A 23,850-nucleotide genomic window follows, 5' to 3' on the forward strand; every position below is an offset into this window, starting at 1 on the left:
CGAACCCCGAGGCGGCCGGCAACATGGCAACGCCGCTGATCCTCCTCCCGCTCATCTCGTCCGCCTTCGTCCCCATCGACGCGATCCCGGGCTGGTTCCAGCCGATCGCCGAGTACCAGCCCTTCACGCCCGCCATCGAGACCCTGCGCGGCCTGCTGCTCGGCACCGGGATCGGCCACAACGGGTGGATCGCGCTCGTCTGGTGCGTCGGCCTGACCGCACTCGGCTACCGCTGGTCGACCTCGCTGTTCAACCGAGACCCGAAGTAGCCGCCATGACAGCGCGGGCCGCCTCCCGCAACTCGCCCCGCTCCAGGGCGGCGTACTCCGACACCGCGTCGGCGTACGCCGCCCTGGCAGCGTCCCCGGCCACCCCGATTGCCCTCCGGGCGCGGTCCGCCGACATCGTCGGCTGGAACTCGCGCAACACCCGCAGCCGTTCGGCCAGCGCGATCATCCGCACGGCACGGGCCTCGCCGGAGGCGAGCCCTGCCATGCCGAGCGCGTGGAGCACCGTCCCGAACAGATGGAGATCCATGGGCGAGCCGGACGGACCGGAGAGCAAGGTCCGCAGCCCCTGCTGCAGCCGGTGGACCGGCTCCGCGACCAGCTCGAGGCGGCCGGCGTGCGCGTGCGCCGTCACCGCCACCGACTGGATCTGCAGGGCCCATCGGTCGAGGAAGGGGTCGCCACTGTGCATCGAGCCGAACCCGGCTACCTGCTCCGCGGCGCTGCGCCACAAGCCGAGCCCGACCTCGGTCAGTCCGCGGGCGAGCGCGATCTCGGCACGGCCGCCGAGGTCGGAGAAGTCGTCGTCCTGCGGGGTGTTGCCGCCCTCCGCCTGCCGCAGCCAGTACTCGGCCTCATCAGGGTCGCCGCGCTGCAGGCAGGCGAGGGCGAGGCCCCAGCGGACGCCGATGAAGTCGTGGAAGTCGTGCTCGCCGCCGAGCCGCGGCAGCGCCTCGAGCACCGCCTTGAGGTACCCGTACGCGGCCTCGCCCTGCTCCGTCTTCAAGCACAGCTCGCCCAGCCGGGCGTAGCCCATGACCCGCAGGAACGGGTTGTCGACCGGCGCCAGTGCGATGATGATCCGGCGCGCAGAGACGAGCGCCCGGTCGATGTCGTGCTCGTACTCCCAGACGTAGGTGGCGACGCACTCCGCGATGCCGGCGAGCAGCGGCTGCTCGCTCTCACAGAGCTCGTGCAGCACTTCGTAGTCGGGAGGCAGCATCTCGGGGACCGCGTTCAGCACTACCGCGATGGCGCGCAGCAGCGTGTCCGGCGGGGCCGGGGGCAGCCGCCTGAGGGTGACGAGCTGGCGTACGACGTGCGGGCCGTAGCCCATGAACAGGCTCGTCGTGCACAACACCGCGGCGGCGCGGGCGACTTCAACGTATTCGGGCTCGGGGTAGTAGTGCGACAGTGGCGGGCCGGTGTCCGCGGCGAGGGCGGTGAGGCGGGGGTAGTTGGAGCCGATGGACCACAGGGCGGCGAGGACGGCGGTGAGGGCGGCGGTGGTGGGGCCGTCCGTACGGGCCAGGGCGTGCCGCAGGGCCAGCACGAGGTTGTCCTGCTCGGCCCTGATCCGCTCCCAGGCGGTCAGGGGTTCCGAGCGGAAGAGCCAGTCGTGGTACGCGACCCCGAAGTCCCGCGCCCAGGCGAGGAACCGGCCGATGGCCTCCTCTTCTTCGCCCGCCTCGGCACGCCGGGCCGCGCTGAACTCCCGTACGGTCTCCAGCATCCTGAACCGCACGCCGGCCGGGGTGTCGACGACGGTGAGCAGCGACTGATCGGCCAACTGCTCCAGCAGGAACAGCGCGTCCTCGCCCAGCACCTGCTCCGCCGCCTCGCCCGAGAAGCCGCCGGGGAAGACGGACAGCGTGCGCATCGCCGCCCTGCCGTCCTCCGTGAGGAGGTTCCAGCTCCAGTCCACGACCGCGTGCAGCGTGCGGTGGCGCTCCGGTACGTCCCGTGCCCCGCCGCGCAGCAGCGCGAACCGGTCGCCGAGGCGGCGGGCGATCTCCGGCACCGACAGGACCCGCACCCGCGCCGCGGCCAGCTCCACCGCCAGCGGCAGCCCGTCGAGGTGGCGGCACAGCTCGGCCACCGCGTCCGGTGGCAGCTCCACGCCGGGCCGGGCGGCCCGGGCCCGCTGTGTGAACAGCTCGACCGAGGTGTCGAGAGCCAGCTCCGGCAGCGCGTACACCGCCTCCGAGCTGAGACCGAGCGGGGCCCGGCTGGTGGCGAGCACCCGCAGGTCCTTCGAGGACGAGACCAGGGCCTGTACGAGGTCGGCGGCGCCCCGGATGACCTGCTCGCAGTTGTCGAGGACCAGCAGAGCGGGCCCGGAGCCGAGTACGCCGAGGACGCCGGACACCGGGTCGGCCGAGGCGTGGCCGCTCATGGCGCCGTGCCGCCCCTCGCCCGCGCCGAGCGCGGAGGCCACCTGCGCGGCCACGTCCGCGTCCGCGGTGACGCCGGCGAGCGGCACGAAATGCACCACGCGCTGCTCGGCCCGGCGGCTGACGGCGTGCGCGAGCCGGGTCTTGCCGAGGCCGCCGGGGCCGACGATGTTGATGGCGCGGGAGGCGCGCAGCAGCCGCTGCACCGCCGCGATGTCCTCGTCCCGCCCCAGGAGCGGGTTCGGCTCGTGCGGCACACCGTGCCGGACCACAGGTGCCTCGCCGCGCAGCAGTTCCCGCTGCACGGCCTTGAGCGTGGCGCCCGGATCCGTGCCGAGCTCGTCGCGGAGCTCACGGCGGTATGCCTCGTACCGCGTCAGCGCGGCGGACGGGCCCGCCGTCGCTGCCTCGCCGCGCAGCAGCTCGGCGAGCACTTCCTCGTCGCGCGGATGCTCCGAGGCGGCCACGGCCAGCGGCCCGGCCGCCTCCGCGTGCCGGCCGAGGCGGGCGAGCGCGAGCGCCCGCGCGCGAATGAGAGTGCCGCGGACGGGGGCGCGCTCGCTGCGCAGCGCGGCTACAGGGTCGCCGGGGTCGTACGCCTCGTCAGGGGTGCCCTCCCACAGCGCGAGCCCGGCCTCGGCCGCGGCCAGCGATCCCGCGTGGTCCCCGGCCCTGGCCCGGTCCGCGCTCGCGGCGGCGTGCAGCAGCAGAGCGGAACTGTCGACCTGGTCCCCGGCGAGGGTGAGACGGTATCCGGTCGGCGTGCTGGCGATGACGTCGGCGCCCAGCGCCGCCCGCGCCCTGGACACGAGGACCTGCACCGCCTTCGCCGGCCGCTCCGGTAACTCGTCCGGCCACAGCCCCGCCACGAGCCGCTCGGTGCTGCAGCCCGTGCGCAAGTCGCCGGCGAGCAGCGCGAGGAGGCCGCGGAGCCGGGGCGCGGTGATCTCCTGTCCGCGATGGGCGACACGCGGCAGAAGGGTCAGGTCGGTGGTCACGCGTGCAGATTAGCCAAGTCGCCCGCCACCACGAGGGCGCACAGGGATCGCACCCACCCACGGCCTCAACCCAAAAAGCGTCCCGGACCAGGCCCGACGCTCCACGCTCCCCTTCCGCCATCTCATCACGCACCCCGCCCCCTCGCGCAACGGGCCGGGCGGGGGGCGGGAGCGGTGACGCGGCCCGGGGAGGGAATCGAAGCCCGTCCGGCCGGTCGGAGTGAGTTTGATCCGGATGTGTGGGTGCGGCCCCTGTGCGGTCTGGTTGTCGCGAGGGTCGCGGCGTACGCGTCGTACGTGCGTCAGCGTCACTTCGCTCTGCAAGGGGGAGTGGACCCGGTGACGGCCGCTTGTGGCCGTTCTCTGTGGACGGGCTGCTTGCTGGCCACAGACGGCTTGCTGAAGCCTGCCCGGGGGGAGGGCCGTCGGACGCGTTACGTCGTCTGGACGGCCTTTCTGTTCGGGATCGCGGTGTCTTTGACTGCCAATATCGCGACTGCCGCGACGTTGACGTGGAAACCGGTCCTCGTGGCGGGCTGGCCGCCGGTCGCGGTGCTGCTGTCCGTCGAATTGTTGGTGCACCGGCCCCTGGGCCATTCGGATGGTGGCCTCGCGGACGAAGTGGACGATGTGGCTGTACCGAAGGGCGGCGGAAAGGATCCGCTCCTGGAGCAGGCCCGGCAAGTGGATGCCAAGCATCGGAGCGGTCGAGGCGGCTGGTCGCTCTCGTGCGTGAGGAGCCGAAAGATGGCCCCGTCGGTCCTCGTACGTCTGCCGACGAGAAGCCGAGCGCGCGGTCGGAAGTGGCTGTTCCCGCTCGGGCCCCGGAATCCCTGTAGGTCGCCCGTGGAGCCCTTGGCCAGTGTCCTTGGCATCAGCAGGTTCTTCGTCTGCTGGTGGTACAGCGCCCGCGAGCCCGTGAGCTGCGGCGATTATGTAACAGGAGGCACTTACGGCTCGTCTGGCCCGCATATGGTCCGGATCTTGGTTGTTCCATCGAGTTCATGTACGGAGCGGTAGTCGGCTGGGCCGACAGATGTGGATGGCTGCCCGCCTGGGGTGGGCACACCACATGGCACATGTCGTGGAAACCGTGCACGGGTGTCCAGTTGGTCCGGGGTGAGCGCGTAAGTGCAGGTCAGGGCCTTGTGGCGTGAGGGTGTCTGCGGGGTTGGTGACACGCCTGTGATCGCTCGTGACACGTGAGAACCCCCGTCGGCTTGCTTCGGTGGGGGTCCTGCGTAGCCGGGGACCTGATACGACGACACCCGCCGGCTTGCTGCGGCGGGGCGTCGTCGTGCAGTTGGTCATCCCGGATTGGGGCTAGCACTGGAGGCACTGCGCTATGCGGTCCACGCTGCGCAGGACCCGCGCGTTCTCCGGGCGAGGGTGCCCGCCGCGCGGGGTGCGGTAGTAGTCAGCGCCTCTCCGGCGACGACGACGGCAGGCTGGTCTGCGGGTTCCGGTCTGGTGCTCATGTGGGTTCCTCGGGGACGGCGGCGGCAAGGTCGAGGGCTGGGGCTGGGGCTGGGCTGTTCGGTGGAGTCCGTAGCCCCCAGAGACCGTTTAACGATAAGTCTGAAGAGAATTTCTCGCAAGATGTGTTAACAACGGCGCAGTCTCCTGCTAATAATTCGGCCATCGAAACGCGCCCGACTCCCCAAGGACGCATCCACACCCCTGCTCGACCCGCCGCGCCTCAGTCGAGGTCCCGGCGAACCCGCACGAGAGGCCCCCCGTCACATGGCATCGACCAGATACGCCCTCATAGCCGGCGCCGCCGCCACCGCCCTGCTCGCCACAGCCTGTTCCGGAGCCGGAGCCGGCGGGTCCTCGGGCGGAGGGAAGAGCATCAACGTCCTGATGGTCGGCAACCCGCAGATGGAGGACATCGCGAAGCTGACCAAGGACAACTTCACCAAGGACACCGGGATCAAGGTCAACTTCACGATCCTTCCCGAGAACGAGCTGCGCGACAAAGTCACCCAGGACATCGCCACCCAGGCCGGCCAGTACGACGTCGCCACCATCGGCGCCTACGAGGTGCCCATCTGGGAGAAGAACGGCTGGCTGCACGACCTGGGCTCCTACGCCGACAAGGACAAGGGCTTCGACAAGGCCGACCTGCTCAAGCCGATGGTGCAGTCGCTCACCGGCTCCGACGGCAAGCTCTACGCCCTGCCGTTCTACGGCGAGTCCTCCATGCTCATGTACAACAAGGACGTCATGAAGGCGAAGGGCATCACGGTGCCCGAACGGCCGACCTGGCAGCAGATCGCCGACATCGCGGCCAAGGTCGACGGTGCCGAGCCCGGCATGAAGGGCATCTGCCTGCGCGGTCTGGCCGGCTGGGGCGAGCTGGGTGCGCCGCTGACGTCCATGGTCAACACCTTCGGCGGCACCTGGTTCACCAAGGACTGGAAGGCGCAGGTCAACAGCGGCGGCTTCAAGGAGGCCACGAAGTTCTACGTCGACCTGGTCCGCGAGCACGGTGAGGCCGGCGCCCCGCAGGCCGGGTTCACCGAGTGCCTGAACGCGCTGAGCCAGAAGAAGGTTGCCATGTGGTACGACGCGACCAGCGCGGCCGGGTCGCTGGAGGACCCCGCCTCCAGCAAGATCGCCGGGAACGTCGGCTACGCCTACGCGCCGACCGTCAAGACGGACAGCAGCGGCTGGCTGTGGGCCTGGTCGTGGGCCATGCCGAAGACCACGAAGAACGCCGACGCCGCTTCGCAGTTCATGCTGTGGGCCTCCAGCAAGAAGTACGAGAACCTCGTCGGCGAGAAGCTCGGCTGGGCGCGTGTCCCGGCCGGCAAGCGGGCCAGCACGTACGAGATCCCGGAGTACAAGAAGGCCGCCGCGTCGTTCGGTGACATCACCCTGAAGTCCATCGAGGGCGCCGACCCGGCCAACCCGGGCGTCCAGCCCCGGCCGACCGTGGGCATCCAGTACGTGGCCATCCCCGAGTTCCAGGACCTGGGCACCAAGGTGACCCAGGAGATCTCCGCCGCCATCGCCGGCAAGACCAGCGTGGACAAGGCGCTCAACGACGGCCAGAAGCTGGCCGAGGACGTCGCCAAGACCTACCAGAAGTGACCTTCAGCGCCCGGCCGGCCCCGTCGCCGGCCGGGCGCCGCTCCCCGCGACCCCGGCCTTCACGGGCGGAGGAACCATTCATGACCACGCTCACCGCACCCCCCAAGACACCACCCCCACCCGTCCGTACCCGGAAGTCCCCAGGTGCGGCGGCCAAGTGGAAGCGCCGTATCCCGCTGCTGCCCGCGCTGATTTTCACCATCGTCGTCACGCAGCTGCCCTTCGTGGCCACGTTGATCATCTCCACCTTCCAGTGGAACATCCTCAAGCCGGGGGAGAGGCACTTCGTCGGCCTGTCCAACTTCTCGTTCGTCTTCACCGACGAGCGGCTGCGCACGGCGGTGCTCAACACCGTCGTGCTCACCGCGTCGGTGGTGGTCATCAGCGTGATCCTCGGCCTCGGTCTGGCCATGCTGCTCGACCGCCGGTTCGTGGGCCGTGGGCTGGCGCGCACCCTGCTCATCGCCCCGTTCCTGGTCATGCCGGTCGCGGCGGCGCTTTTGTGGAAGCACGCCATCTACAACCCCGACTACGGACTGCTCAACGGCACCCTCAACGCCGTCTACAGGTTCTTCGGAGCGGACAACGGCCCCACGGTCGACTGGATCTCCTCCTACCCGATGCCCGCCGTCGTGATCTCGCTGGTCTGGCAGTGGACCCCGTTCATGATGCTGATCCTCCTGGCCGGCCTGCAGGCGCAGCCCGGCGACGTCCTGGAGGCGGCCCGCATGGACGGCGCCTCCGCGCTCCAGACCTTCCGCCACATCACGCTGCCGCACCTGCGCCAGTACATCGAGCTGGGCGTCCTGCTCGGCACGATCTACGTCGTGCAGACCTTCGACGCGGTCTTCACCATCACCCAGGGCGGCCCCGGCTCCCAGACCACCAACCTGCCCTACGAGATCTACCTGACAATGTTCCGCAAGTACGAGTACGGCGAGGCAGCCGCCGCAGGTGTCGTCGTCGTACTCGGCGCGTTCGTGATCGCGACCTTCGCGCTGCGCACCATCGCGTCGCTGTTCCGCGAGGAGACATCCCGATGACCCATGCAGCAGTCGCCGCGCCCGGGGCGAGGCTCACAAAGCTCTTCCGCCGCAAGCAGGACCAGGGCGGTGAGCCCCGGCTCTCACCCCTGTGGACCTTCGTCGCCTGGCTCGCCACCCTGGCGTTCTTCGCGCCGGTGGCCTGGATGGTCCTCACCTCCTTCCATCAGGAGGCCGACGCGGCCACCAATCCGCCCACCCCCTTCGCGGCCGTCACCTTCGACCAGTACAAACTCCTGTTCAGCCGGGACATCACCCCCTTCCTCCTCAACTCGGCCATGGCCAGCATCCTTTCCACGATCCTGGTCCTCGCCCTGGCGGTGCCGGCGGCCTACGCCCTGTCCATCAAGCCGGTCGAGAAGTGGACCGACGTGATGTTCTTCTTCCTGTCCACCAAGTTCCTCCCGGCCATCGCGGCCCTGCTGCCGGTGTACCTGATCGTCAAGGACGCCGGGATGCTGGACAACGTGTGGACGCTGGTCATCCTCTACACCGCCATGAACCTGCCGATCGCGGTATGGATGATGCGCTCCTTCCTCGCCGAGGTCCCCAAGGAGATCCTGGAGGCGGCCGAGGTCGACGGCGCGGGCCTGCTCACCGTGCTGTGGCGGGTCGTCGCACCGGTCGCCATGCCCGGACTCGCCGCCACCTCGCTGATCTGCTTCATCTTCAGCTGGAACGAGTTCATGTTCGCCGTGAACCTCACCGCCACGCAGGCGTCCACCGCGCCGGTGTTCCTGGTCGGCTTCATCACCAACGAGGGCCTGTTCCTGGCCCGGCTGTGCGCGGCTGCCACCCTGGTCTCGCTGCCGGTCCTCATCGCCGGTTTCGCCGCCCAGGACAAGCTGGTCCGCGGCCTGTCCCTGGGAGCGGTGAAGTGAGAGCGGCCGTCATCACCCAGCCCGGCAGTGTCGAGATCGCCAGGGTCGACGACCCCGCTCCCGGCCCGCGCGAGGTCGTCGTCGAGGTCGCGGCCACCGGGCTGTGCGGTACAGATCTGCACATCCTGCAGGGGGAGTTCGCCCCGAAGCTGCCCATCATCCCCGGCCACGAGTTCGCCGGGGAGGTCGTGGACCTCGGTAGCGAGGTCACCGAACTCGCGCTCGGCGACCAAGTCGCCGTGGACCCGTCGCTGTACTGCTTCGCGTGCCACTACTGCCGCCTCGGCCACAACAACCTCTGCGAACGCTGGGCTGCCATCGGCGTCACCCACCCGGGCGCCGCCGCCGAGTACGCCGTGGCGCCCGTCGCCAACTGCGTACGACTGCCCGGCCACGTAGACGCCCAGGACGCGGCCCTGATCGAGCCGCTGTCCTGCGCGGTGCGCGGCTACGACGTCCTGCGCAGCCGACTCGCCTCCCGCGTGCTCGTCTACGGCGCCGGAACCATGGGCCTGATGATGCTCCAGCTCGCCAAGGCCACCGGCGCCGCGAGCGTCGACGTCGTCGACATCAACGCCGAACGCCTGGCCACGGCATGGCAATTGGGCTGCTCCGCCGGTGCCGCGTCCGCCGATGAGCTCGACCGGCCGCCCTACGGGTGGGATCTGGTCGTCGACGCCACCGGCAACGCGAAAGCCATCCAGGACGCCCTCGGCCGGGTGGGCAAAGGCGGCACGTACCTGCAGTTCGGAGTCGCCGACTACGCCACCCGGGCCACCATCGAGCCGTACAAGATCTACAACCAGGAGATCACGATCACCGGCTCCATGGCCGTCCTGCACAGCTTCGAACGTGCCGCGGACCTCTTCGCCACCGGTGTCATCGACCCGCGCGTCTTCATCAGTGACCGCCTTCCCCTGGCGGCGTTCCCGGACGCAGTCGCCCGCTTCCAGGCAGGCATCGGCCGCAAGATCCAGATCCAGCCCGGCCTCGCCACCGCGTGAACGCCCGAACCGAACGGAACCCCCCCATGACCGAGCAGATCCGCCGCGTTCTCGTCCGCTCCCTCGACGACATCACCCTCGAGGAGGTGCCCGCCCCCGTCCCCGGGGACGCCGAACTCCTCATACGCACCACGGTCGTCGGCGTATGCGGCTCCGACACCCATGCCGCGGCCGGCCACCACCCCTTCGTCGACCTGCCCTACCGTCCCGGACACGAGGCGGTGGGCATCGTCGCCGCGGCAGGAAAGGGAGCCGAGGACTTCGCGCCCGGCGACCGGGTGATCATCGAGCCCAACCTGTACTGCGGCCGGTGCCCCCAGTGCCGCTCCGGCCGCTACAACATCTGTCAGGAACTGAAGGTCTTCGGCTGCCAGACGCCCGGCGCCATGGCCGATCTGTTCACCATCCCGGCCGACCGTGTCCACCGCGTCCCCGACGGCATGACCGACATCGAGGCCGCCCTGGTCGAGCCCCTGGCCACCCCGGTGCACGCCGTGGCGAAGGCCGGTGACCTCACCGGACGCACGGTCGTCGTGCTCGGCGCCGGGCCCATCGGTCTGCTCGTCCTCGCTGCCGCCCAGCACGCGGGCGCCGCGAAGATCGCCGTCACCGACCTGTTGCCGGGCAAGCGGGACCGCGCCCTGCGTCTCGGAGCCGACACGGCCCTGCCCGCCGACGCCCCCGACCTCGCCAACCAGGCCCACGCGGCGCTCGGCGGACCGGCCGACGTGGTATTCGACTGCGTGGCGCGCGAACAGTCCATCGCCCAGGCCACCGACCTGGTCACCAAGGGCGGCACGATCATCGTCGTCGGCGTCGGCGCCGCCGGCACCACCCCGGTCCGCCTCGACCTGATCCAGGACCGCGAAATCCGCATCGAGGGCACGCTGATGTACACCGGCGACGACTACCGCACCGCGATGTCCCTGATCTCGTCCGGCGCCATCGACACCGCCGAGATCGTCACCGCCACCTACCCGCTGGAGGACGCCGCCAAGGCGTTCGCCGCATCCGTCGACCCCGAGCAGGTCAAGGTACTGGTCACGGTGGACGGACCGTAGCTCACGGCTACGCAGGCAGGGATGCAGACATGGACGCCGAGACGCACGTCGTACGCAGCAGCCGCCGCCGCACGAGCGGCCCGAGGCCCGCGAGCCGGACAGGCCCCGACCCGCACCGTCCCGTGTGGGAAACTGCGAGACCGGAGCGAGCGGGAAGGAGGAGCGCCGTGACCGCCCGTACGCGACTGTCCCAGGCGGCCGTCGAGGAGCGGCGCCAGGCCGTGCTGCGGTACGTCGCCGACCATGGCGAGACCCGCATCGACGACCTGGCCCGGCACTTCGACGTCAGCCTGATGACGATGCACCGGGACCTGGACGACCTCACCGGGCGGCATCTGCTGCGCAAGGAGCGCGGGCGGGCTGTCGCGTTCCCCGCCCTCACCATGGAGACGGCCACCCGTTTCCGGGAGAACAGCGCCCTCGCGGCCAAGAACGCGCTGTGCGCGGCCGTCGTCGGCCGGATCAGACCGGGCAGCACGGTGCTCATGGAGGACTCGACCACTCTGTTCCCCCTGGCCCCGGCGCTGGCGGAGGTGGATCAGCTGCACGTCGTCACCAACTCGGTCGGCCTCGCCCAGCGCCTCGGGTCTGTCGCCCCCGGAGTGAGCGTCACCCTGCTGGGCGGCCACTACCGCGGCGACTTCAACTCCTGCACCGGCCCCACCGTCACCCGCGCCCTGTCCCAAATCCGGGCCGATCTTGCGCTGATGTCCGCCACCGCCGTCCTGGAAGGACGCCTCTTCCACCCCCTGAACGACTACGTCGAGGTGAAGCTGGCCATGCTCGCCTCCGCCGAACAGGCGCTCCTCCTTGTGGACCACTCGAAGTTCGGCAAGACCGCCACGTACGCGTACGGCACCGTGGCCGACTACCACACCGTCATCACCGACACCGGGACCCCCGACACGGAACTCGCGGCCATACGCGACCTCGAAGTCCCCGTCGAGACGGTCGAACCCGAAGAGCCTTCCCTGTGATCCGCACCCTGTTCGAAACACCGAGCGCCTACCGCCCCAGCGACGCCGAGATGGCCGCGCCGGTGCCTCCGGTCCAGGCCGTCCTGTTCGACTTCAGCAACACCATCTTCCAGATGATTGACCTGGAGACGTGGCTGCGCCGGGTGGGCGCCGCCTCCGGCCGACTCGCCGCGCTGGACGAGCCCGGCGCAGTGGCCGGAATCTCCGACGAGTTGCGCGCCGCCTTCCGGCTGCCCTCCCTCGTCGCCCTCCAGGAAGGCCGTGATCTGTCATCCGAACAGCACCGCCGCGCCATGTGGGGATGGTGGGGGCAGGTGGACTTTCTGCGCGGCGCGGAGGAGGCGGCCTACCGGGAGCTCACCGCTCCGGACGCCTGGGTTCCCTATCCCGACACCGAACCGGTCCTGCGTGCCCTGCACCAGCGCGGACTGCGCGTCGGCATCGTCAGCGACTTCGCCTGGGACCTGCGCATCCACCTCGCCCACCACGGGCTGGACGCCTTGATCGACACCTGCGTCATCTCCTACGAGCAGGGCCGCGAAAAGCCCGACCCGCAGCTGTTCCTCAAAGCGTGCGCCGACCTCGGCGCGGACCCCCGCGCCACCCTCATGGTCGGCGACAACCCGGTCCGCGACGGCGGCGCAGCCGCCTGCGGCCTGCGCACCTACATCCTGCCGGCGGAACACCGCACCGGTGAGCGCGGCCTGACGGATGTGCAGCGGCTCGTGGTCTGACCGTGGTGGTCCACGGTCGTACGGGAAACCGCCCCGACGGATCGTTTGACGCCGTCGATGGAGAAGGCATGGCGTATCTCCTCGTCGCGGCGGATCGCCGAGCGGTGGCGGCCTTGTAGCCCTCGGTGCGAGCGACTCCGCGTCGCGCGCCAACCGCACCATGTACGAAGGGGCGACCGGGAGGCGCCCCGGGTGCTTCGGAGGGATACGGAGCTCCGCGCTCAGGCGGGTGTCGATGAGTTCGCGCAGTGGGGTACCGGACTCGGCCGCACCTGCCCCGGGCTCATTGGTTCGGGATCGGTCAACGTGACCGGCCCTCGGAGCGGGCGGGTTGTGGGCAGTCTTGGCATGGGCTGTCCAGGGAACGACGGGGTCGCGCACTCAGGTCGGCACGCAGGTGCTGGAGGGGCCGGGGCGGTCAGAATGAGTCGGATCCCGGTCGGCCCGGCCGGCCCGGTCGTGTAGGAGGCCGCACGGCGCTTCGGGGTGTTACGGGATTCTCAGTGTCGTAGGAGCCGTCCCCGGGGAGCCTGGGAACCCTGGCGGTCCGGGCAGAACCCCGCCCACACTCCGTCGGCGTCGTCGGCCTCGTCCAGGACCAGAACGGCGCTCCCGCAGTCCGTCCAACCACTCGGCCGGCAGACCCCGGACTGTAGGGATGGCCTTCCTGGGTGGAGGTCGCGGGGTGGTGCGGTGCCTGCGGGGCTGCTGCGTGCGGTGGCCCGCTGATTGATGCGCTTCAATCAGGTCGGCGGAGGAGACTCACGCCCTCCCTGCGGGCCGTCACCTTCCGGTGTGGCGTTTTTCCTGATCAGCCATACTTCTGCCTTGGCCTCCGCCTGTGCCGAGCGGTCACCCTGGTCGGCGGGCGCTCGCCGGTGTCGTGCCGGAGGTCGCTTCGGAGCTGTGCTGTGACCTGCTGTTATCGAAAGGCATGCCCAACCCGGTCGACCCACCTGACCGTCTGCTAGGGCAGCCGGTCTGCCAGGGTGTGCATGGTTGTCGACTCGCGTATCTGGCGCTGCATGGCGGTCTAGGTGTACGGGGATCCCGCTGCGCTGCCCGCGGTGGCCGAACGACTCCGAACTGCCCAGCATTGGGTACAGCGTTCTGGGATGAGATGGCCGACCGCCGGCGTCCGCGCATGGGAGGACGAGACAGGCTTCGACTCGGTGAACCGGTCCATGAGGGATGGTCGGCCCGCTCCGTGTTACGGCGTGGGAGGCCGCTGCGGGGAGCGGAGTACGAGCAGGGTGATCTCGCTGGGGGCGAAGACGCGGAACGGCGGGCCCCAGAATCCGGTGCCGCGGCTGGTGTAGAGAAGGGTGCGGGTGCCGTGGCGGCTGAGGCCGGCGACGGCGGGCTGGTCGATGCGGACGAGGTGGTGGAAGGGCCAGATCTGGCCGCCGTGGGTGTGGCCGGAGAGTTGGAGGTCGATGCCGCCTGCTGCGGCCCGGTCGACGAACTTGGGCTGGTGGGCCAGGAGCAGGACGGGCAGGTCGGGGTCGGCGCCGTTCAGGGCGCCGGCGAGGTGGGCGCGGTGGCCGGCCAGGCCGGAGGACTCGGCGGTGACGTCATCCACGCCGGCGACCACAAGGGTGTCGCCGCCGCGTTCGAGCAGCAGATGACGGTTGCGCAGCGGCTCCCAACCCAGCTCGTCCATCAGGTCGACCCAGCCCTGGGCCTCGCTGTAGTACTCGTGGTTTCCGGTGACGTAGACCCGGGCCCGGGTGGCTCGCACGGTGCCGAGCGGAGCGGCCTGGGCGCGGCGGCGTTCGGCCGTGCCGTCCGCGATGTCGCCGGTGTGGCAGACCAGGTCGGCCTCCAGGGTGTTGACCTTCGCGCAGACCCGCGCCGACCAGCGGGCGCGGTCGAGCGGGCCGTAGTGGGTGTCGGTGATGAGGACGACGCGGGTGCCGTCCAATCCGGCTCCCAGGCGCGGGAGTTGTACGTCGAGCTGGCGCACCCGTGGCACCCGGCGGGCCTCGGCGTACCCCCAGGCGAGCAGCACGGCGGCTACGCCGAGGACCGCCCAAGTGACGATCCGGGCCCGGTTCTGACCGTCGCCTACGCCGGCCGCGGTCAGGGCGAGGCGCAGCAGGACGCCGAGCAGGACGGACCAGGTGAACAGCACCCAGCTGGTCCCAAGGAGGGTGTCTCCAACGATCGCCGCCCAGTCCTGCTGCCGTCGGCCGTGGCCGCGCACCATCGCGAGCGGCATAGCGATCAGACCGAGGACGAACAGGGCCGTGCCGCCCAGCGCCACGGGGAGCGGCCAGTTCTGGCCGGCGTGCAGCAGCACCCAGCAGGGCACGGTCCACAGCAGGACGGGGGCGATCAAAGGGATGTAGCGCATCAGGCGGCGCAGTCGGCCCTGCTGGGGCGCATGCGCCGCACCGTCCGCGGCTCGGGTTTCGCTGGTGGCGGTCACGCTTCCCCTTTTCTCAAGTAACCAGATTGCCGACGCGCGCACTGTATCCGGTCGTCCTGGGGGACGTCTTGCCGACCATTGATGCCCATTTCATCGGCAACGTGCGCGACGGGGCGACCGGCCCGGACCCGATCGATCAGGAGTCGTTGGCCGTGCACGGTCAGACGGGCATTGGAATGGGACCTGTACCGCGAGACCCCGACCCGTGCCGTCGCCCGCCCACCTGGCCATCGAGACCGTGCACTTCGCATGCTCACCCGAGGACAGGGGTGAACTGGTCCACACTCTCAGGCAGCAGGGGCGCCGAGTCGCCCGAAACTCTCGACGGCTTCATAGCGGGCACTGGCCTGGCTCTCGACGAGCCAGCGTCACCCTGACGAGCCGAAGTCCGTAAAGAACTTATGGACGCGGGAGACGAACCATTCGGGTTGTGCCAGGTGCGGATAGTGCGTGCGCTTCGGTGCCTGCTCGGCCACGGCGGCGGGGATGCGGTCGGCGAGCCAGTCGGCGTAGTCACCACCGGGGTCCGTTCCATGCAAAGACAGGTACGGGACACCAGGCGGGAGACTCGTGGTCCGTCGAGACCACGCTGCCAGGGTGTCAGCGTCCCAATCAAGCAACGGGGTCCAAAAACCGCTGAACACGTCCTGGTCGAGGGTGCGGCGGCGCTCGATGTCGGCCACGAGCACAGGGTCCAGCTCACCGTACAGCGAGGCGAAAACCGTACGAACGAAGTCCGCGAAGCCCTCTCCCCGCACAGCGATGGCTATCTCCGCAGGCAGCGGGCCGACCCGCAGCGACTGGTCAACGTTGACCACGCCACGGGTCGGATAACGAGCTGCGTAGGCAGTCGCAATCACCCCACCGAGGGAATGGCCGACGATGAACGGGGACTGGTCCCCAGTCAGATCCTCGCCCAGCGACTCGATCAGATGGTGGATGTCCTCCACCGACTCGTCAATCCCGAACGGGGAGGTCCGAGGCGAGTCCCCGTGGCCGCGCAGGTCGACGCGCAGCACGCGGAAGTGCTGCTGCAGGCAGACAGGGGCCCAGAAGCTTCGGTTCTCGGTGATGCCGTGGACTGCCACGAGTAGCGGTCCCGTGCCGTTGAGGTCGCGGGCCAGCTGATTGTGTTCCTGGCTCATGGAATGCTCCTTAAGATTTACTTTTATGCAATTGGACTTGAATCTGCTGACCGTGCTGGACGCCCTGCTCGAAGAGGGCAGCGTGATGGGTGCAGCCGAGCGGCTTCACCTGTCCTCGCCCGCGGTCAGCCGCACCCTCGGCCGACTTCGCGCCGTCACCGGGGACGACATCCTGGTGCGCACCGGCCACTCGATGACGCCCACCCCGTACGCACTGTCGGTGCGGGAGGACGTGCACCGGCTGGTCAGGCAGGCGCACGCAGTGCTCTCGCCGATCCGTGAGCTGGACCTGGCCGAGCTGGATCGCACCTTCACGATCCAGTGTCACGACGCGGCGGCCGCGTCCCTGGTACCGGTACTGGTCGGGAGGGTCCAGCGGCAGGCTGCCGGGGTGCAGTTGCGGGTGCTGGCGGAGAACTCCGTCGACACCGACGACCTGCGCCACGGCCGCGTCGATCTGGAACTCGGTGGCGGCAGGCCGAGTCTGCCCGAGTTCCGGTCCGAGCCGCTCGGCGACGATCGGCTCGTCGTGGCGATGCGCGCGGACCACCCTTGTGCCGCCGGACTCGACCTGGCCTCCTACGCGGCGCAGCCACATGTGGTGATCTCCCGGCGCGGCCGCCTCACCGCACCGATCGACGACGCGCTGGCCGCCGAAGGCCTGCGGCGCCGGGTGGTCGCGGCGGTGGCGACGGTGTCCACCGCCCTGCAGATCGCCGCCCGCGGCGACGCGCTGGTCACCTGCACGGAGATCCTCGGCCGCCCGCTCATCGAGGCGTTCGGGCTCATCGCCCGGCCGCTGCCGATCGCGTCCCCGGCAGCGACGATCAACTGCAACTGGCACCAGCGCTACGATTCCGACCCCGCCCACGCCTGGCTCCGCGAGCAGGTCCGGGCGTCGATCGAGGAGATCACCGCCTGCTGACCGCTCGGCCTACTCCGCCAATGGCAGGGCTACGGCACCGGGAAAACCGGGCGCCTCCGCTTCGTCGAGCATCGCCGCGGCGACGGTTTCCCGGCTGACCTTCGCACCGAGGTCGAAGGGAGGCGCGGCCTCCAGGCCGACCGTGCGCCGACGGGGGCTTTCCGGCCCGTCAGCGAGCATCCCGGCGTGGAAGACGGTGCCCCCGGCCGCGAGAACGGTGTTGTCGGCTTCGACCTTGTCCGCGAGCCGGTCGCCCAGCACCTTGGCGAGTACGCCCGCGCCCTCCCCCGCCACTTCGGCCGACTTGCCCGTGCCGTAGGCACCGAGCCAGATGACGCGCCGCGGTCCGGCGGCGACGACGGCCCGGGCGCCGGCCAGGAGAATCCCCGCCCGGTCCGTGCCGAGCGCGGAAAGGACCACGGAATCCCCGCCCACGACGGCGGCGATGCCGGCCGCGTCGTTCACATCGCCCGCCACTTTGCGCAGGTTCGGGGAGTCGGACACGGCGATCCGCTCGGGATCACGCGCGATGGCGGTCACGGTGTGACCACGTCGCAGCGCCTGTCGGGTGAGGGCGATTCCGGTCTGGCCGGAGGCCGCGAGGACGGTGAGGTTCATGCCGGGAACGTTAGGGAGTCCATCACTTGACATCAAATGCAAGTATCTGACTTGGTAAGTTACCTAGACGCAATCACGTCGGGGTGAGGAGCGGAGTGGGCCGCGCGGGAACCTGCGGGGCCTTCGGGATGAACACCGGGACCTGCCACGGATATTCACCGTTGCCGAGGTGGACCTGTGGCAGCTTGGGCTCCTCCCAGATGTCAGACATGGGTTCTCGCGGGGTGTGCGACGACCGGCATTCGAGGCGGTTTTCCGTGGTCCGCCAACCTCTGCGCACAGCAGGGCGGCGGCGGACATCATCTGCCTGCCGTCGCCGCTCGGGCGGGTTTCGATCGATTGCCTGGAGAACGCGGTGTTCACGGTGGCCAGGACGACGTTGGCCACCGAGCCGCCGTCGCCAACGTCCCCAGTAGCCCGGTCGCCGAGACGTCGACACAGCGCGCCACCAGTCGACATGGCGCGTAGCGCTGCAATCCACTGCGGACGGGGTCTGGGTGCGGCAGAGGTGTCGTCACCATGAACGGCGAGTCCTGGCTGCGCGAGCCCTTCGGGCAAGGTCATCGTCTGTGTGCTGTCACGGACACGCGGCATGCGGCGTGACGGCGTGCACCGCGAGTCAAATGCATGTGAGTAAATCCCTAATTGACCAAAGTGCATTTGAAGCAATCAGTGTTTGCTCGTAGTGTCGAGACGTGCCTCCGGCCGCACCTCGCTGATGAAGGAAGCCCTTGCCTGCCGCATCGGTACTCACTGACGAGCCGGCAACGCAACTCCCGCTATGAGCCTTCAGACACACTGCCCGTCTCGGCGGCGACCCCGGCACCCCCGACCGTCAACGCGAAGGAGTAAAGAAGTTGTCCACGAAATCCACGGTGATCGTCGGCGGCGGCCTCGTAGGGCTCACGGCCGCGGCCTCCCTCAAACTCATCGGCCACGACGTCATCGTGCTGGAACAGGCACCGCGAATTCGCGCCGTCGGCGCCGGAATCGGCCTGTGGGCCAACGCGTTACGGGAGTTCGACCACCTCGGCATCGGCCCCGCAATCCGCGACATGGGCATCGAACAGAACACATGGTTCTTCAGCCCTGCCGGCGATCCGGTCCGCGCACCTGGTCAAACCGACAGCGAGCACCAGTTCCTCCTCGTGCCGCGCCCCGAGTTGAACAATCTTCTGGCCGACACCATCGGTCGCGACCGAATCCTCCTCGACGCCCACGCGACCGGATATACCGAGACCGCATCGGACGTCGTCGTGCACCTCGCCAGCGGCGAGACACTTCGCGCAGATCTACTGATCGGCGCGGACGGCGTCCACTCAAACGTGCGCAAGCAGCTGGTGCCGGGGAGCGACGCCGTAACGCACTCCGGCCACTATGTCTGGCGCGCGATCGTGCCGACCGGCAACCAGAAATCGGAGGCCACCGTGCTTACTGTCGGCCACCGCCGAACCCGCGGCGGATACGCCAGGATCGCTCGCGATCGGACCATGTGGATGGTCAACCAGTTCGACGCCGAACCACTCACCGGAAGCAAGCGCGAACGGGCACTGGAACGCGCACGGAATCTGGCCGAGGCGGGATGGAACGACGAACTCCTGTCCCTGATCGCCGAAACGCCGGAGGAATCCATCCTGGAGAACCAGGTCACGCTGGTCCCGGAACTACCCCGTTGGACCAGCGCGCGCGTCGCTCTGATCGGCGATGCCGCGCACGGCCTGTCCCCCCACATCGCTTCCGGCGGCACCCTCGGCATCGAAGATGTCGGCGTCCTGCGCAGCAGCCTGACAGCCGAGGCCGACCTGGAAAAGGCCCTCACTGCCTACGAGCACGCCCGCAGCGCCCGCTTCGATACGGTCCGCGAGCACTCCGCTGCCGTCGAACATGCCGGCGACGCAGTCGAATTCGCGCACCGCTACGCCGCGTTCAGTCGCTGGATGCTCACCACGGCACCCGCCACCTGACACCGGCCGACGGGAGACCTGCTCGCTGCCCAGGCCGACCGTCACACCAACCCGAATCCTGGACCAAAAACTCGGGAGACCGGGCATCCGCCACCCCATCAGCACCTCCAAGAATTAGGGAATCACCCGTGAATTTTCGTAGCCATATGACAGGAGGCGGGTAGCAGATGCCGGACTGGATAGACCTCACAGAGTCTTTGATAGCGTCGCCTGCACTCTACGCCGTGCTCATCGCGGTATCGTTACTCGACTCTTTCCTCCCGTTGATCCCGAGTGAACCCGTCGTGATCCTCGCAGGCATCGCCGGCGCAACCGGACAGACGAATATCATGCTTGTCATCGCCGCTACGACGGTTGGCGCCTTTCTCGGCGACCTCGTTCCTTACTCCGTCGGCCGGTTGATGGGGGAACGCGTATTAAAGCGCCTGCCAGTCGGTACCAAGCGCCGGAAGGCGTATGACTGGTTCGAGCGCGAACTTGAATCACGCGGCGGTTTCGTACTCGTCTCCACGCGATTCATTCCGGTCGGACGCTATCTCGCCACAGGAACGGCAGGCGTGGTGAGATATCCGCTACGCAAGTTCATGCTGTACGTTGCGATTTCCACCTCCACATGGAGCGCCTATACCGCACTGTCGGGATACCTGGGTGGCGTCTTCTTCCAGGAGAATACGCTGCTTGCCATCGCGGTCGGCATCGGGCTCGCGTTCGCGGTAACCGGTGCGATGGAGTTCTCGCGATATATGCGGCGCCGCAAGAATCCGATCAAGCCAGATGATGTCGTTTCCGGATATCATTGAGGCGCGGCTTCCATACCGAAAGCACCCAGGAGGGTGGGGCGGGTCGTGCGAGACTTTTGTCGTAGTCTTGGGGAGACACTAGCGAAGACCCGGCTCAAACGGATGCAGTACCGACCCGGTCTCATCGAGGGCCTCATGGCCAAGACCGGACTCGACCTCCAACCGCCGTAACCCCAGCCATCAAAGATCTCTAGGTGTAGTTGTAGGTCGGGCCGGTGTGGCCCGTACCGTTGAACTCCGTGGCCCGCAGCATTCTCGTGACCCGGTGGGCGCCGTAGGTGATCACGTGAAGTAGAGGGAAAATACTGGGCTTGCCGTCGACATATCGCCACGCGACGCGCATCAATGCCATGCGGTGGAACTGAATCAGGTTGGCGTCCACGATCTTGCGCCAAGCGGCAGAAGGCGTACCTGTAGCCGCCCGACCTCTCGGATGCTCGGGCCCATGCGTGGTCATAGCGAGCGCCATGGCGAAGATCCTCCGCACGGCTGCAATTTCACGCAAAGGCTGGCGATGCCACTTCCGACGCGGAGTGACCCGCTGCCCCGGGCCCTTGAACCCGTCTCGCCGGACACCATCGAGCTGAATCGAGAAACCCCGTGCCCAGTTATGATGTGAGTGCGCGTTCCAACGCGGCGCCCTCGACGGTCCAGCGGCTGTTGCTGGACACGCCGGCCTGGACACGGTGGCAGCCGCTCGTTGAGGTTCCCGTGCCCTTCTGGACACGACTCGGCCCGCCGACCCCGGTCGCGAGGGAGTGATGGACGGAGGGAAGTGGGTGGTCAGCCGGTGGCGTCGAGGATCGCACGGGCGACTGCCTCGGCGGTCTTCGGCTGGTGTGTCCGCTCCGGAGCGGTGACGGCCACGGCCATGTCCTCGCGGTAGGCGGTGAACCAGCCCGTGATGGGCTGATCGCTGTCGGCGAACTGGTCGGCGACACCTCCGAATGCGCCGCTTCCGACGCCGGAGTTGTCGGCGTAGGCCCGCATCAGTGCCCGCAGGTCGTCCGCCACGTGGTGGGGGAGGGGGCGGCGGGTGCGGGCCGGCGTCTTCCCGCTGGCGCTGGGGCCGATGAACAGGGGCTGTTTGAACGAACCGCTCTGGATGGTGGCGGTGAGGGAGGCGAGGTTGAGGGTGTTGAGGCGGACCTCGCCCCGGCCGATGACGGCGGCGGCCTTGTCGGCGCCGTCCAGCTGGGGTACGGCGCCGTCGGCGGTGGTGATGCCGGTCTGCCAGTCCAGGCCGAGGCCGAACACGTCACGGGCCTCGGAGGCGAGGTCCTGGCCCGTGAGTTTGCCGGCCAGTCGTACGTAGCCGGTGTCGCAGGCGTGCGTGAAGACATCGGCGAACCGGGTGTCCGGGGCGCTCCAGCCGCCGGGACCGGAGAACGTCCGGCCGCCGTAGGAGGCAGTGGTGGGGCAGCCGACCTGTGTGCCGGGGGTGACTGCGTCACGGTCCAGGAGAGCCGCGGTCGTGACGAGTTCGAAGATCTGCCCCGGCGCCTGTACGCCCTCCAGCGTGGGGTCGAAGTCCGTGCCGGTGGTCCGCGCGGCCAGTACGTCACCGGTGCTGGGGCGGATGACGATCACTGACGCACCTGAATACCTGGCGGCTGCCGTGTCCACGGCCTGCTGCACGGTGGCGTCGAAACGCGTGCGGATCCGCGCCTTCTTTCCGTCGCCCAGGATGGCGACGACGCGTCCTGCGCCACCGTCGCCGGCGGAGGAGAGCCGTATGCCGAGGGCGTCTTGTTCCCCCTCGCCGTAGCGGCCCTGAATCTGTGTCAGGACTTGGGCCAGGCCGGGGTGCTCGTGTGCGGTCAGCCGGGTGCCGCGGCGGTCGGTGGTGACGGGCGGGGCGGAGTCGGCGAACGGCTGCAGGGTGTAGCCGCCTCCGTCGGGCAGAGCGGGATGGATCACAGAGCTGTGCCAGGAGACGCGAAGGCGGCCGGTGGCCGGGTTGCTCACCACGGCCAACTTCGAGACGTAGTTCCAGGTCGCCCTGGTGCCGCCGTAGTTCAGGTGTGCGCTGACCTTGAAGCGAACGGTGGCTTGGTCTGTGTGCTCGGGGAGAAGCGTCAGGGCGGTGGCGCCCGTGTCGTTCCGGTAGGCCCGCAGCTCGGTCAGGGCCTGATCGGGACTGGTGGTGAGCCGGGCGGCCTTGTCCAGGTCACCGGCCTGCCAGGCGGTCAGGAACGCACGCGCCGTGTCGCTGACGGCTCCGGTCCCGGAGTTCCGGTCGTAGTCGTCGAAGGCGTGGACCCCGTATGCGGCTCCACCGGCCAGCAGGGCAGCGGCGAGGGCCAGGGCGGCGGTGTGGCGTGTGATGCGCATCGGCTTCCTTGCGTGGTGAGGTGAGTCAGCGCCGGAGGGCTTCGACGGGCTGGATGCGGGCAGCGCGCCAGGCCGGGTACAGCCCGGCCGGCAGTCCGGTGGCCAGGCCGATCACCGGGGCGGCGATCACCGTGCCCGGCTGCACGACAGGGGTCCAGTTCCGCACGGTCGCGACACCGACCACCGCCAGGACGCCGAGCGAGGTTCCGATCACTCCGCCCAGCGTTCCCAGGACCGCGGACTCGGTGAGGAACTGGGTGAGGATGTGCCGCGCGCGTGCCCCCAGAGCGCGGCGCAGTCCGATCTCGCCGACCGCGTCATCCCCTTGACGAGGCCCGAGTCCGTGACAGCCTTCGGCCACTTCGACGTGTCGATGGCGGCGGCCACGGACGAACTGCCGAGCGTGGTGCCTGCGGAGGATGAGCCGGGGGGCGACGAGGAGCAGGCGGACAGTACGACGGCCGCAGCCAGAGCCGCGAGCTGCCGCGCCCGCCCGCTGTTACGCGAAGTGAGATGACGCATTGTTGTTCTTCAGGGTGGCGTCGAGATTCGTGCTGACGCTGCACCCGTAGGCATGCGGAACGGACTGGGAGTGCCCGGCGTAACCGGAGTTGTAATAGACCCGGTATCCGTCCACGGTGGAGCAGTTGTTGGCCGAGGCTGCATTGTTCTTCACCAGCTGACCGGAGCCGTCCCCCTCTCCCGCGGCGAACACGTAGACGTAACGGGTGACACTGGCGCCACCGTTGTACGAGACATATGTGCCAGCGTGGTCCTCGATGTTCCCATGGAACGAGGCGAAGCTGCCCGACGGATTGTCCTCACCGGCCGGGACCGAGTGGTAATTCATGTACAGGTCAACCTCGGTGCGGCTCATGAAATGCAGTTGTCGCTGACGTACTGCGTGGTGGTCGCTGCGGCAGCCGGACCGGCGTAAAGAACGGCCGAACTGACGGCCGCCATAGCTGAAACGGCAGCACTCATGGTTCTGAGACGCATGAGACCCCCTCATGTTGATTTACGGCAGACGGGAGCAGCGTGGCACCTGTGCCACGAAGTGCATTGCCGGCTGATGGTTGTGCGTCCAGGGCGGGAGCAGGTTTTTTGTGCCTCTTCGCCGGACGCCTCGTCATTAGACATGGCATGCACAGGACCTACAAGGTCCGTTCGCAGCACTCGGGACGGCTGGCTTGCGCTTCCATGCCCGACCGAGGAGTAATCAGTTACGTCAACTTGATTGCCTGCCAGGGGAGTTGTATGACGGGGTGGCGCGATGGAGTCGTACGGCCTGCCCGACCGGTTGACGGATTCTTGACCGCTCCCCTGCCTTTCCCTGACCAGTGGCTCACCCGGGGCATTGACCTCGATCCTTCAGGGGTGATCGTTGCCGCATAGGGTGATTGCTTCGCCCTGTTTGTCCTCGCTGTTCGCGGTCAGG

General features: G+C 68.9%; 19 protein-coding genes and 1 pseudogene. 11 read left to right on the forward strand and 9 right to left on the reverse strand.

Annotated features, from left to right (window positions below):
* Positions 1 to 269, forward strand: a 269-nt coding sequence (locus AC5P09_RS46710) for an ABC transporter permease (RefSeq protein ID WP_493879768.1), incomplete at its 5' end; no start/stop codon positions are given.
* On the opposite strand, the gene AC5P09_RS46715 is transcribed toward AC5P09_RS46710, so the two are convergent.
* Positions 250 to 3,399 carry an ATP-binding protein gene (locus tag AC5P09_RS46715; protein WP_493879769.1) on the reverse strand — a complete coding sequence of 1,050 codons (3,150 nt, stop codon included), beginning with the start codon at positions 3,397 to 3,399 and terminating at the stop codon, positions 250 to 252. The genes AC5P09_RS46710 and AC5P09_RS46715 overlap by 20 nt on opposite strands.
* A 1,743-nt stretch (positions 3,400 to 5,142) precedes the next feature.
* Here AC5P09_RS46715 and AC5P09_RS46720 point away from each other — a divergent pair.
* From AC5P09_RS46720 to AC5P09_RS46750, 7 genes are all read left to right on the forward strand, one after another.
* Positions 5,143 to 6,495 carry an ABC transporter substrate-binding protein gene (locus AC5P09_RS46720; RefSeq protein ID WP_217236295.1) on the forward strand — a complete coding sequence of 451 codons (1,353 nt, stop codon included), beginning with the start codon at positions 5,143 to 5,145 and terminating at the stop codon, positions 6,493 to 6,495.
* 80 nt (positions 6,496 to 6,575) lie between these two features.
* Positions 6,576 to 7,538 carry a carbohydrate ABC transporter permease gene (locus tag AC5P09_RS46725; RefSeq protein ID WP_493879770.1) on the forward strand — a complete coding sequence of 321 codons (963 nt, stop codon included), beginning with the start codon at positions 6,576 to 6,578 and terminating at the stop codon, positions 7,536 to 7,538.
* Positions 7,535 to 8,419, forward strand: coding sequence for a carbohydrate ABC transporter permease (locus AC5P09_RS46730; protein WP_217236293.1), 885 nt, complete (start codon positions 7,535 to 7,537; stop codon positions 8,417 to 8,419). Before AC5P09_RS46725 ends, AC5P09_RS46730 begins: the two co-directional genes overlap by 4 nt.
* Positions 8,416 to 9,423 (forward strand): zinc-dependent alcohol dehydrogenase family protein, encoded by a 1,008-nt coding sequence (locus AC5P09_RS46735; RefSeq protein ID WP_493879771.1) that lies wholly within the window; start codon positions 8,416 to 8,418, stop codon positions 9,421 to 9,423. Before AC5P09_RS46730 ends, AC5P09_RS46735 begins: the two co-directional genes overlap by 4 nt.
* 26 nt (positions 9,424 to 9,449) lie before the next feature.
* A complete protein-coding gene (locus tag AC5P09_RS46740) occupies positions 9,450 to 10,484 on the forward strand; it encodes a zinc-dependent alcohol dehydrogenase (protein WP_493879772.1) in 1,035 nt (344 codons plus the stop codon).
* A gap of 167 nt (positions 10,485 to 10,651) precedes the next feature.
* A complete protein-coding gene (locus AC5P09_RS46745; RefSeq protein WP_493879773.1) occupies positions 10,652 to 11,461 on the forward strand; it encodes a DeoR/GlpR family DNA-binding transcription regulator in 810 nt (269 codons plus the stop codon).
* Positions 11,458 to 12,195 (forward strand): HAD family hydrolase, encoded by a 738-nt coding sequence (locus tag AC5P09_RS46750; RefSeq protein ID WP_493879774.1) that lies wholly within the window; start codon positions 11,458 to 11,460, stop codon positions 12,193 to 12,195. Before AC5P09_RS46745 ends, AC5P09_RS46750 begins: the two co-directional genes overlap by 4 nt.
* Before the next feature lie 1,210 nt (positions 12,196 to 13,405).
* Here the strand turns inward: AC5P09_RS46750 and AC5P09_RS46755 are convergent.
* A complete protein-coding gene (locus AC5P09_RS46755; RefSeq protein ID WP_493879775.1) occupies positions 13,406 to 14,626 on the reverse strand; it encodes a metallophosphoesterase in 1,221 nt (406 codons plus the stop codon).
* A gap of 368 nt (positions 14,627 to 14,994) precedes the next feature.
* Entirely contained in the window at positions 14,995 to 15,771 is a 777-nt protein-coding gene (locus AC5P09_RS46760; RefSeq protein ID WP_493879776.1) for an alpha/beta fold hydrolase, read from the reverse strand.
* 25 nt (positions 15,772 to 15,796) lie between these two features.
* Between AC5P09_RS46760 and AC5P09_RS46765 the strand changes: the two genes are divergently transcribed.
* Positions 15,797 to 16,696 (forward strand): LysR family transcriptional regulator, encoded by a 900-nt coding sequence (locus AC5P09_RS46765; protein ID WP_493879777.1) that lies wholly within the window; start codon positions 15,797 to 15,799, stop codon positions 16,694 to 16,696.
* A 9-nt stretch (positions 16,697 to 16,705) separates the two neighbouring features.
* Here the strand turns inward: AC5P09_RS46765 and AC5P09_RS46770 are convergent, their stop codons facing one another.
* Positions 16,706 to 17,314: an NAD(P)-dependent oxidoreductase gene (locus AC5P09_RS46770; RefSeq protein ID WP_493879778.1), complete on the reverse strand. Its 609-nt coding sequence runs from the start codon at positions 17,312 to 17,314 to the stop codon at positions 16,706 to 16,708.
* A gap of 73 nt (positions 17,315 to 17,387) precedes the next feature.
* Positions 17,388 to 17,525 (reverse strand): hypothetical protein, encoded by a 138-nt coding sequence (locus AC5P09_RS46775; protein WP_493879779.1) that lies wholly within the window; start codon positions 17,523 to 17,525, stop codon positions 17,388 to 17,390.
* A 646-nt stretch (positions 17,526 to 18,171) separates the two neighbouring features.
* On the opposite strand from AC5P09_RS46775, the gene AC5P09_RS46780 reads away from it, so the two are divergent.
* Together AC5P09_RS46780 and AC5P09_RS46785 are read left to right on the forward strand one after the other, a co-directional pair.
* Positions 18,172 to 19,278, forward strand: coding sequence for an FAD-dependent monooxygenase (locus AC5P09_RS46780; RefSeq protein ID WP_493879780.1), 1,107 nt, complete (start codon positions 18,172 to 18,174; stop codon positions 19,276 to 19,278).
* Positions 19,279 to 19,445: 167 nt separating this feature from the next.
* A complete protein-coding gene (locus AC5P09_RS46785; RefSeq protein WP_493879781.1) occupies positions 19,446 to 20,078 on the forward strand; it encodes a DedA family protein in 633 nt (210 codons plus the stop codon).
* A 190-nt stretch (positions 20,079 to 20,268) separates the two neighbouring features.
* Here the strand turns inward: AC5P09_RS46785 and AC5P09_RS46790 are convergent, their stop codons facing one another.
* The 4 genes and pseudogenes from AC5P09_RS46790 to AC5P09_RS46805 all read right to left on the reverse strand — a co-directional run bounded on the left by AC5P09_RS46790 (position 20,269) and on the right by AC5P09_RS46805 (position 23,289).
* Positions 20,269 to 20,460: a hypothetical protein gene (locus tag AC5P09_RS46790; RefSeq protein ID WP_493879782.1), complete on the reverse strand. Its 192-nt coding sequence runs from the start codon at positions 20,458 to 20,460 to the stop codon at positions 20,269 to 20,271.
* A 401-nt stretch (positions 20,461 to 20,861) separates the two neighbouring features.
* Positions 20,862 to 22,412, reverse strand: a complete 1,551-nt coding sequence (locus AC5P09_RS46795; RefSeq protein ID WP_493879783.1) for a penicillin-binding transpeptidase domain-containing protein — start codon at positions 22,410 to 22,412, stop codon at positions 20,862 to 20,864.
* A gap of 25 nt (positions 22,413 to 22,437) precedes the next feature.
* Positions 22,438 to 22,731, reverse strand: a pseudogene (locus AC5P09_RS46800) (ABC transporter permease); the annotation flags it as partial.
* A 180-nt stretch (positions 22,732 to 22,911) separates the two neighbouring features.
* Positions 22,912 to 23,289, reverse strand: coding sequence for a hypothetical protein (locus AC5P09_RS46805; protein WP_493879784.1), 378 nt, complete (start codon positions 23,287 to 23,289; stop codon positions 22,912 to 22,914).
* Between the last annotated feature and the right edge of the window lie 561 nt (positions 23,290 to 23,850).

Source organism: Streptomyces sp. a15, from assembly GCF_059026085.1.

What these genes read in the sequence shown, in the direction of transcription:
- AC5P09_RS46720 (WP_217236295.1), top strand. Translation starts at nt 5,143, where the DNA reads ATGGCATCGACCAGATACGCCCTCATAGCCGGCGCCGCCGCCACCGCC.
- AC5P09_RS46725 (WP_493879770.1), top strand. Translation starts at nt 6,576, where the DNA reads ATGACCACGCTCACCGCACCCCCCAAGACACCACCCCCACCCGTCCGT.
- AC5P09_RS46730 (WP_217236293.1), top strand. Translation starts at nt 7,535, where the DNA reads ATGACCCATGCAGCAGTCGCCGCGCCCGGGGCGAGGCTCACAAAGCTC.
- AC5P09_RS46740 (WP_493879772.1), top strand. Translation starts at nt 9,450, where the DNA reads ATGACCGAGCAGATCCGCCGCGTTCTCGTCCGCTCCCTCGACGACATC.
- AC5P09_RS46760 (WP_493879776.1), bottom strand. Translation starts at nt 15,771, where the DNA reads ATGAGCCAGGAACACAATCAGCTGGCCCGCGACCTCAACGGCACGGGA.
- AC5P09_RS46765 (WP_493879777.1), top strand. Translation starts at nt 15,797, where the DNA reads ATGCAATTGGACTTGAATCTGCTGACCGTGCTGGACGCCCTGCTCGAA.
- AC5P09_RS46770 (WP_493879778.1), bottom strand. Translation starts at nt 17,314, where the DNA reads ATGAACCTCACCGTCCTCGCGGCCTCCGGCCAGACCGGAATCGCCCTC.
- AC5P09_RS46775 (WP_493879779.1), bottom strand. Translation starts at nt 17,525, where the DNA reads ATGTCTGACATCTGGGAGGAGCCCAAGCTGCCACAGGTCCACCTCGGC.
- AC5P09_RS46785 (WP_493879781.1), top strand. Translation starts at nt 19,446, where the DNA reads ATGCCGGACTGGATAGACCTCACAGAGTCTTTGATAGCGTCGCCTGCA.
- AC5P09_RS46795 (WP_493879783.1), bottom strand. Translation starts at nt 22,412, where the DNA reads ATGCGCATCACACGCCACACCGCCGCCCTGGCCCTCGCCGCTGCCCTG.
- AC5P09_RS46805 (WP_493879784.1), bottom strand. Translation starts at nt 23,289, where the DNA reads ATGAGCCGCACCGAGGTTGACCTGTACATGAATTACCACTCGGTCCCG.